Origin of the sequence: Streptomyces sp. IBSBF 3136, assembly GCF_036815105.1 — a bacterium.
Classification (GTDB): Bacteria; Actinomycetota; Actinomycetes; order Streptomycetales; family Streptomycetaceae; genus Streptomyces.
This window is the reverse complement of record NZ_JAJSZC010000423.1, coordinates 1-2,511: the sequence shown is the minus strand read 5'-3', so window position 1 is coordinate 2,511 and position 2,511 is coordinate 1. Positions and strand designations below refer to the sequence as shown.

Sequence of the window (2,511 nt, the reverse complement as noted above, 5' to 3'; positions counted from 1 at the left end):
ACGAGATGATAACAAGTGTCTCGTGGGCTCGGATATGTTTATAAGAGACAGGGGCGGATCGGGCCGGTGTCCGGGCCGGTCCCCGTGCGGCGGCCCCCGGCTCTCCCGGACCGGGACGTACGGCTGGGGGCTCGGCGTCGGCTGGGCGGGCGGCGGGAGGTGGAAGCTCCCGGTGTCCGACATGGACACGGACGCCGACGAGGACGGCGAGGGGGGTGGCGCCGAGGACGCCGACGAGGGCGGGCGCGAGGGCGCGGAGTGCTCCGGCCCGTCGGTCTCCGCGCGGCGGTCGAGGCGGGGGTCGACGGTGCCGCCGGAGGGTTCCGGCCGTGCCGCGCCGCCGGTCCCGTCGGCGGTGCCGGTTCCGCTGCCGGTGCCGGTGGCCGTCCCCGCGGGCCGGACCTGGACGCCGGGGGCGCGCTTGAGCGGACCGTCGGGGCCGAACCCGGGCGGCAGCGGGCCGAGCTGGTCGAAGATCTCGATCAGTTCGTCGTCGGGCCCTGGCTCCGGCAGCAGTTCCGCGGCGGCGGCGAGCGCCTTGCGCGCACCCGTGGCGGTGCGGAACCGGACGGCCGGATCGGGCTGGAGCAGGGTGGCCACCACCTGCCACAGCGGCTCCGGCACCCCCTTGGGCGGTCCGGGCGTCCCGTGCTCGGTGAAGTACTGGACGAGCGCCTTGGCGTCCGGCTTGGCCCCTTCGAGCAGGTAGAGGGCCACCAGACCCACGGCGAACAGGTCGGCGGGGAAGTCCGGTTCGGAGCCCAGCATCTGCTCGGGCGCCAGATAGCCGGGCGTGCCCACGACGAGGTTGGTCTCGGTCAGGCGGGGCTCGCCGAACCGCATGGCGATGCCGAAGTCCGAGAGCCGCAGCCGGGGCCGTCCGGTGCCGGTGGCTTCGAGCAGCACGTTGGCGGGCTTGATGTCCCGGTGCACGACTCCCTCCGCGTGCACCGCGGCGAGCCCCGAGAGCAGCTGGTCGAGCAGGGTGCACACGAAGACGGGCGGCAGCGGCCCGTAGTCGCCGACGAGGTGGACCAGCGAGCCGCCCCCGACCAGGTCCATCGTGAACAGGACCTTGTCGTCGTCGGCGGCCCAGCTGGCCGGGGCGAGGACGTGCGGATGGTCGATGCGCAGCGCCTGTTCCCGCACGAAGCGCAGCAGTGAGTGGGCGTCGCGCTGCTGGAGCACCTTGGCCGCCACATAGCGCCGGCGCCGGTGGTCCCAGGCACGCCAGACGGCGCCCGCGCCGCCGCGTCCGATCGGGTCGGCCAGCTCGTACCGGCCCGCGAAGACCTCACCCATGACAGTCCGCCGCTCCTCCCCCTAGGGCCTGTGGACTCCCCCTACCCACGCGGCTCCCGTCCTGCCCCCCTGGGCCGTGCCGCTGTGGCCCGGTTCCCGGACCCCCTCCGGGCAACCGGGCCGCGGGGTCAGTTCTGGTGGGACTGGTAGTGCGCGACGGCGTCCGAGGTGCGGCCGGCGCCGTAGACCCGCAGGAACTCGGCCAGTTCGGGGTGGCTCGGGGCGAGGCTGTCGGCGGCGTCGATGATGTCACCGGCGGCGGCCACGGAGCGCAGCAGCGACTGGATCTCGCGCACCACGCGCTTGACCGTCGGCGCACCCGAACTGCTCGTCGTCTGTGTGGTGTTGCTGAGCACCGAGCCCCCCTGGGACTTCTTGATCTCGTCCATGCGGTCGGTGGCCTCCGCCGCGCTGACACTGCCGTCCGCGACCTGTGCCGCCAGCTCCTGCAGCAGTTGCACCCGCTGGACCACGGCGGGATTGCCGATCTTCGCGCGCTGGCCGCTCATCAGCTGCGACAGCATGGGGGCCGACAGGCCCAGCACCGCCGCGAGCCGGGCCTGGTTCAGCCCGAGATCGTCGATGAGCTTACGGAAGAGCGCCCCCAACGGCTCCCCGTACCAGTTCCGCTGCAGCTCCCGCGCTCTGGCGGTGGCTTCCTGCTGTGCGGCGTCCATTGCGTCTCCCCATCGCTTCCCCTGAAAACCGCGGTTCGCTGTAGCGAACCACGTCGAGCATCTTACGGAGAGTGGTCATCCACGGGGACCCCCAATCTTTTTGCGGGATACGGGGGGTGACCCGGTACTCTGGTCTGCGGCGCCCGCCGGATCGTGAGATCTTCGGTAGGTGCTTCCCTCCGGGGGCCTTAGCTCAGTTGGTAGAGCGCCGTCTTTGCATGGCGGATGTCAGGGGTTCGACTCCCCTAGGCTCCACACACCAGACCCCCTCTGACCTGTACGCATACGGTCAGAGGGGGTCTTTTCGCGTGCTGTGCCGTTGCCGGGGCCGGGGCCGGGGCCGGGTCGTGCCGGGCCGGAAAACGGTCCGCAGGCGGTCGCGCACGCCGCCGGGATCCAACTCCATGGGGTCCGGCGCCCGGTGGGCGGGCAGCGGGTTCATCGACGGCCCGGGCCGGGCCGGTTCCACGTGAAACATGCCGTGGGGGGGGGGGGGGGGGGGGGGGGGGGGGGGGGGGGGGGGGGGGGGGGG

Annotated in this window: 2 protein-coding genes and 1 tRNA gene; 1 reads left to right on the top strand and 2 read right to left on the bottom strand. The window is 72.9% G+C overall.

The annotated features are described in order from the left end of the window. Positions 1-1,302 (bottom strand): serine/threonine-protein kinase (locus V7E45_RS39820; protein WP_333779178.1); only part of this gene is annotated, 1,302 nt, incomplete at its 3' end. A 128-nt stretch (positions 1,303-1,430) separates the two neighbouring features. Further along, positions 1,431-1,979 (bottom strand): helix-turn-helix domain-containing protein, encoded by a 549-nt coding sequence (locus V7E45_RS39815; RefSeq protein WP_333779177.1) that lies wholly within the window; start codon positions 1,977-1,979, stop codon positions 1,431-1,433. A gap of 182 nt (positions 1,980-2,161) precedes the next feature. Between V7E45_RS39815 and V7E45_RS39810 the strand changes: the two genes are divergently transcribed. Next, a tRNA-Ala gene (locus V7E45_RS39810) sits at positions 2,162-2,234 on the top strand. The last annotated feature ends 277 nt before the right edge of the window (positions 2,235-2,511 follow it).